This is a genomic window from Modestobacter marinus (assembly GCF_019799945.1).
Taxonomy (GTDB): Bacteria; Actinomycetota; Actinomycetes; order Mycobacteriales; family Geodermatophilaceae; genus Modestobacter; species Modestobacter marinus_B.
In genome coordinates this window covers 318,345-324,344 of record NZ_JABGCH010000003.1, presented here as the reverse complement: position 1 = coordinate 324,344, position 6,000 = coordinate 318,345, and the positions used below count along the sequence as shown (strand labels likewise).

Below are 6,000 nucleotides of genomic sequence, written 5' to 3'. Positions count from 1 at the left end.
TGCGGGGAAGACAGGATCAGACGAGCGCAACGGTTCACCCGTTGCAGACCTCAGCCAGGGACATCGGCCGGTGTGTCACCAACCAGGGCGAAAGTTCGCAGCCGCGGCACTAGATCTCGGCGTTCGGCGCGACGGCGGGCTTCGGGAAGCGCCAGCGGCGGACCATCGTCGACCGGCTGATGCCGTACCAGACCAGCGACCGGGCCTTCTCCTCGTGCTCCGGGAAGCGCTCGGTGACGACCTTCTTGATCCGCCGGCCGAGCAGGAACGAGTCGGTGATGATCGCGAGGAAGAACACCAGCCAGACCATGGTGGCGTAGTTCTTGAACGCCGGGCTCGGCACGACCAGGCTCACCATGATCAGCGCCGCCACGAACAGGAAGACGCTGCCGACGTTGCGCCGGGTGTCGACGACGTCGCGCACCAGCCGCCGCACCGGTCCGCGGTCCCGGGCCGGCAGCGCGCTGTCGTCGCCGCGGGCCAGGGCGACCCGCTGGTTGCCCCGGGTGCTCGCCTGCTGCTCCCGCATCCGCCGGTAGGCCTCCTTGCGGGTGGTCGGCGGCGGGGGGACCGGCCCGCTGCGCCGGGGCTGTGCCTCGTTGCGCTTGGGCGTGGGGCGGCCCTTGCCGGCCGCGACCGCCTGCTGCGCGGCGGTGTCGCCGGCCGTGGCCGGCGTGGTCTCGGCGGCGGGACGGCGGCCGGGGAGGCGGAACTTCACGGCTGCGGAGTCTACGTGGCCGCCGCCCGCTCCCCGATCCCGCGGACCCTTCCGTCCTCCCCAGGTGGTGGGAAGCGGTCCCCCTGGCTGCGCCTCCGCCGTACAGTGGGAAGCAGCTCCGCTCCGGCGGTGTTGGACATCGCGACAGACCGCCGGACCGACGCGGCCCCGCGACGCCCGAGCTGGACACCTCGAGTGTGGGAGGACCACAGACATGACCGTGCAGGACACGCAGGCCCCCGGCGCCACCAACGTCGTGCTCAGCGAGCAGGCTGCCGCCAAGGTGAAGGCGCTGCTCGACCAGGAGGGCCGGGACGACCTGCGCCTGCGGATCGCGGTGCAGCCGGGCGGCTGCTCGGGTCTGCGGTACCAGCTGTTCTTCGACGAGCGCTTCCTCGACGGCGACCAGACCTACGAGTACGGCGGCGTGGAGGTCATCGTCGACCGGATGAGCGGCCCGTACCTTGGTGGCGCCGTGATCGACTTCGTCGACACCATCGAGAAGCAGGGCTTCACCATCGACAACCCCAACGCCGGCGGCTCCTGCGCCTGCGGCGACTCCTTCCACTGACGAAGGACCCTCCTGCCCCCCACCGCTCGCGAGCTCGCGGCGGGGCCCTGCAGGAGGGCCGGTGATGCGGCCCGGTTCCCCCTCGGGGAGCCGGGCCTCGTCAGTTCTGCGGCTCGGTGGGGATCGGGATGCCGCTCCCGCCGGTCCCCGGTGTCAGCGTCCCGGGCAGCCCGGAGGTCGGCGGCGCGACCGTGCCGGACGGCGTGATCGGCGGGGGAGTGGAGACCTCCGTCGGGGTGGCGGGCGCCGGCTCGCCGTCCCCGCCGGAACACCCACCGAGGACGGCGACGGACAGCAGCCCGGCCGTCAGCGCACCCGCCGCCCGCCGGCCGGTCACAGCCGGACCGGGTAGACGGGCTCGGGGATCTCCGGGGTGATCCGCTGCTCGACGAAGATGCCGTGCCACACCATGAAGACCAGCACCTCCCAGACCTGCCGGGCGATCCGCTTGCTCGGGGTGTCCTCCTGGCGCAGCCGCTCGAGCAGGCCCAGCACGTGCTCCCGGTCCAGCCACTCGTCGGTCTGGCTCGCGGTGACGATGTCCCGCGCCCAGTCGTGCAGCGGCCCGGCGAGGAAGTCCGCGGTCGGCACCGGGAAGCCGAGCTTGCGGCGGTTCATGATCCGCTGCGGGACGATCTGCCGCATCGCCTGCCGCAGCGCGAACTTGGTCGCGTCCCCACGCGCGGGCACCCGCATCTCCAGCGGCAGCGTGCTGGCCAGCGCGAAGACCTCCGGGTCCAGGAACGGCACCCGCAGCTCGAGGGAGTTCGCCATGGTGATCTTGTCGGCCTTGACCAGGATGTCGCCGCGCAACCAGGTGAACAGGTCGACGTACTGCATCGCGGTCACGTCGTCGTAGCCGGCCTCGCGGGTGCGCCGGTAGAGGTCCTCGGTGACCTGCACGTGGGACAGGTCGGGGTCGTGGCCGGGCAGCAGCTGGGCCAGCTCGTCGTCCCGCATGTTCCGCGCGTTGCCGTAGTAGCGCTGCTCGAGCGGGATGGAGGCGCGGCGCAGCAGGTCCTGACCCCGCACACCCTCGGGGACGAGCCGGGACAGCGCGCCGAGCGCCCGGCGCCCGGCCGGGGGCAGCGTCGACGCCCAGGCCAGGCTGAGCGGCTCCCGGTAGATCGTGTAGCCGCCGAACAGCTCGTCGGCGCCCTCGCCGGAGAGCACAACCTTGACGTGCTTGCGCGCCTCGCGGGCCACGAAGTACAGCGGCACCAGCGCCGGGTCGGCGACCGGGTCGTCGAGGTACCAGACGACCGTCGGGATCACCTCGGCGAACTCCTCGGCGGTGATCTCGACCGGGACGTGCCGGACGCCCAGGATGGCGGCCGACTCCGCGGCGATCTCCACTTCCGAGGTGGCCTCCCGCTGGAAGCCCACGGTGAAGGTCACCAGGTCACGGTTGTACTTGTGCGCCAGCGCCGCGATCGCCGTGGAGTCGATGCCGCTGGACAGGAACGAGCCGACAGTCACGTCCGCGCGCATGTGCTTGGCGACGGAGTCGTCGAGGACCGCGGCGATCCGGTCGTACAGCTCCTGCTCCGTGCCCGGTGCCACCGGGACCGGGCGGAACGACGGGTGGAACCACCGCTCGGTGTGCAGCTCCCCGTCGACGACGGTGAAGCTGGTGCCGCTCTCGATCCGCCGGATCCCGCGGTGCAGCGTCGCCGGCTCCGGCACGTACTGCAGGGTCAGGTAGTGCTGCAGCGACGCCGAGTCCACGCCGCCTGCCGCCGCGCTGCCCCCGAGCAGCTCGAGCAGCGCCTTCTTCTCCGAGCTGAACACCAGCCCGCCGTCCGCCAGGCGCGCGGCGAACAGCGGCTTGATGCCGAAGCCGTCCCGGGCGCCGAACGCCGTCCCGGTCTCGGTGTCCCAGATGACGAAGGCGAACATGCCACGCAGCCGGGGGACGATCGCCTCGCCCCAGAGGTGGTAGCCGGCGACGATCGCCTCGGTGTCGCCCTCGGTCGCGAACTCGGCCCCGGCGGCCCGCAGCTCCTCGCGCAGCTCCAGGTAGTTGTAGATCTCGCCGTTAAAGACGATCCGGTACCGGCCCTCGGCGTACGGCATCGGCTGCGGGCTGCCCTCGATGTCGATGAAGGCCAGCCGGTTGAAGCCGAGGACCGCGCGGCGGTCCGCCCAGATCTCCCGGTCGTCCGGGCCGCGGTGACGCAGGCAGCGCAGCGCGTGCTGCACGCCCGCGATGGTCTGCTCACCGACCCGGTCGGCGTCGGTGGACAGGTAGGCGAGCAGGCCGCACATGCGGGGTGGTCTCCAGGAGCTGGGGAACGGGGAGGGACGGGCTACAGGGGCTGACCGGCGCGGACGCGGGAGGTCACCCGGCGCTCGGCCCAGAAGGACAGGAAGGGGACGACGCCGGCCAGCAGCACCAGGACCGTGCCCTTCGCCGTCCAGCGTGCCTTCAGCGCCAGGTCGAAGGCGGCCACCAGGTAGACCATGTAGAGGAACCCGTGGACCGGCGAGACCACCTTGGAGACCTCCGGGATCCCGGAGGCGTAGCGCAACGGCACGGCGACCAGGACCAGGACCAGCAGCATGACGCCGACGACGTAGGACATCACCCGGTAGCGGGTCAGCGTGCCGGCGACCCGGGGCGGCACGGTGGCCGTGGACGGCTCAGCGACCACGGTTGGCCTGCTGTCCCAGTGCCTTGGCGTTCAGCTCCGCCAGGTAGGCGTTGTACGCGGCGAGCTCGGGGTCGCCGGTGGTGTCGATCCGCGGACGCTGGTAGAGCACGACCGACGTCCCCGGCTCGTCGTCGGCGGGGTCGCGGCGCAGCTCGTCACGGCACATGCGCAGGTAGAAACCCGCACCCATGAGGCCGTACAGCGGCCACTGCAGCGCGTAGCTCCAGTTCACCGGGCCGCCGCCGGCCTCGGCCTTGGTCAGCTGCCAGTGGCCGAGGAAGAACGTCATCACGAACAGCGCCAGGACCAGCAGGTGCATCAGCACCCACCGCCAGGTCAGCAGGCGTTGGTACACGCCTGCGACTCTAACCGCCGCCGGACCCGGGAAGGCGCCGCCGGAGGTGATGCCGGTGACCCAGCGCGGCGGCGTCCCGCCCCTGCGGAACCGGACAGCTGCCGCCGAAGCCGCAGGTGGGGGCCGTCGTCGGGCAGTCGTGCAAACCGACCCGCCGGGCCGTCGCGCCCACCCCCGGACCGGGAGGCGGGGTCGGATAGTCTCCGGGAGACTGTGGTGGGGATGACGGCGCCTGTCGAGGAGCCGTGGGACCCGCCGGTGAGACCGCCTGGCGCCGCCGGGCGGAGGAAGAGGAGGCAGCGGGCAGTGGCTCGACGCAGCAAGCAGGCGAAGGTCGCCGGGCTCGGTCTCCTGGGGGCGCTGACGCTCAGCGGGTGCTCCTTCGAAGACGTCGCGGGCAGTTGGCTCAGCTGGGGCTGGCCCGAGGGCATCACCGACGAGGCGCACGCGATGCACGAGCTGTGGATCGGCTCGACGATCGCGGCCCTGGTCATCGGCATCGCCGTGTGGGCGCTCATGGCCTACGCCGCGATCCGGTACCGGAAGCGGGGTGACGAGCTGCCTCGGCAGACGGCGTACAACCTGCCGCTCGAGGTCGTCTACACGATCATCCCGTTCATCATCATCGCGGTGCTCTTCTTCTTCACCGTGAACACCCAGAACCGGGTGATGGAGCGCAGCGAGCAGCCCGACGTCACCGTCTCGGTCAACGCGTTCAAGTGGAACTGGCAGTTCGTCTACCCGGACACCAGTGACGCCGCCGGTGGCGAGCCGGTCTCCACCGTCGGCACCTCCGACGAGATCCCGATCCTGGTGCTGCCGACCAACGAGACGGTCCGCTTCGAGCTGGCCTCCGCCGACGTCATCCACTCCTTCTGGGTGCCGGACTTCCTCTTCAAGCTCGACGTCATCCCGGGCAACGAGAACGGCCGCGACAACGTCTTCGAGGTGACCGTCCGCGAGGAGGGCTCGTACGTCGGCCGCTGCGCCGAGCTGTGCGGCACCTACCACGCGTACATGAACTTCGAGGTGCGGTCGGTGCCCTCCGACGACTACGACGCCTACATCGCCGCCCGCGAGTCGGGCCTGTCGACCTACGAGGCGCTGGAGAGTATCGGCCAGCCCGGCGAGGCCACCACGACCGTGCCCCTGCCCCTGGGTGGCCAGCAAGCCGCCTCGGCGCAGGACTGACCCGACCCACGCGGCACCAGGAGGAGCGACCGTGAAGGTCGAAGCAGCAATCTTCAACTTGATCACGGTGTTCTGCATCGTCTCGGCCATCGTGTACGGCGTGTGGGCCCGTGAGCCCGTCGGCACCACGGCGCTGGTCCTGTCCGGCGGGCTCTGCGCGCTCATCGGCGGGTTCTTCTGGTTCGTCAGCCGGCGCATCGACGCCCGCCCGGAGGACCGCAAGGACGCCGAGATCGCCGACGGCGCGGGCGAGCTGGGCTTCTTCAGCCCGGCGAGCTACTGGCCCTTCGGGCTGGCCCTCTCGGCCGCGACGATGGGACTGGCGCTGGCGTTCTGGTACCCCTGGCTGATCCTGATCGCCGGTGTCGCCCTGCTGCTGACCATCGGCGGCCTGCTGTTCGAGTACTACGTCGGGCAGAACGCGCACAGCTGACCGGCAACGTCTGACCACGGGCCCCCTCCCGAGTCGGGAGGGGGCCCGTCGTCGTCTCTGGGCCGGTGCGGCCGGTGG

The 6,000-nt window shown here is 71.4% G+C and carries 8 protein-coding genes; 3 read left to right on the top strand and 5 right to left on the bottom strand.

Going from position 1 to position 6,000, the window contains the following annotated elements; translation table 11 throughout:
• Positions 1–109: 109 nt before the first annotated feature.
• Positions 110–718: a DUF3043 domain-containing protein gene (locus tag HK417_RS05065; protein WP_222263943.1), complete on the bottom strand. Its 609-nt coding sequence runs from the start codon at positions 716–718 to the stop codon at positions 110–112.
• A 214-nt stretch (positions 719–932) separates the two neighbouring features.
• On the opposite strand from HK417_RS05065, the gene HK417_RS05060 reads away from it, so the two are divergent.
• Positions 933–1,289, top strand: a complete 357-nt coding sequence (locus HK417_RS05060; protein ID WP_222263941.1) for a HesB/IscA family protein — start codon at positions 933–935, stop codon at positions 1,287–1,289.
• Positions 1,290–1,389: 100 nt separating this feature from the next.
• Here the strand turns inward: HK417_RS05060 and HK417_RS05055 are convergent, their stop codons facing one another.
• Genes HK417_RS05055 through HK417_RS05040 form a run of 4 tightly spaced genes read right to left on the bottom strand, consistent with a single transcriptional unit; the run spans position 1,390 to position 4,298 of the window.
• Positions 1,390–1,626, bottom strand: coding sequence for a hypothetical protein (locus tag HK417_RS05055; protein WP_222263939.1), 237 nt, complete (start codon positions 1,624–1,626; stop codon positions 1,390–1,392).
• On the bottom strand, positions 1,623–3,557 hold the full coding sequence (asnB, locus tag HK417_RS05050; protein WP_222263937.1) for an asparagine synthase (glutamine-hydrolyzing): 1,935 nt from the start codon (positions 3,555–3,557) through the stop codon (positions 1,623–1,625). Before asnB ends, HK417_RS05055 begins: the two co-directional genes overlap by 4 nt.
• 41 nt (positions 3,558–3,598) lie before the next feature.
• Entirely contained in the window at positions 3,599–3,943 is a 345-nt protein-coding gene (locus HK417_RS05045) for a DUF3817 domain-containing protein (protein ID WP_308123383.1), read from the bottom strand.
• Complete coding sequence (locus tag HK417_RS05040; protein WP_222263935.1) at positions 3,933–4,298, bottom strand: metalloprotease; 366 nt, start codon at positions 4,296–4,298, stop codon at positions 3,933–3,935. The genes HK417_RS05045 and HK417_RS05040 overlap by 11 nt, the downstream gene beginning before the upstream one ends.
• 306 nt (positions 4,299–4,604) lie before the next feature.
• Here HK417_RS05040 and ctaC point away from each other — a divergent pair, with 306 nt between their 5' ends.
• Positions 4,605–5,489, top strand: coding sequence for an aa3-type cytochrome oxidase subunit II (gene ctaC, locus HK417_RS05035; protein WP_222263933.1), 885 nt, complete (start codon positions 4,605–4,607; stop codon positions 5,487–5,489).
• Between the two features lie 31 nt (positions 5,490–5,520).
• Entirely contained in the window at positions 5,521–5,922 is a 402-nt protein-coding gene (locus HK417_RS05030) for a cytochrome c oxidase subunit 4 (RefSeq protein WP_222263931.1), read from the top strand.
• Positions 5,923–6,000: the final 78 nt, after the last annotated feature.

Excerpts from the sequence above, each read along its gene's own strand:
- asnB (WP_222263937.1), bottom strand. The coding sequence starts at position 3,557 with ATGTGCGGCCTGCTCGCCTACCTGTCCACCGACGCCGACCGGGTCGGT.
- HK417_RS05060 (WP_222263941.1), top strand. The coding sequence starts at position 933 with ATGACCGTGCAGGACACGCAGGCCCCCGGCGCCACCAACGTCGTGCTC.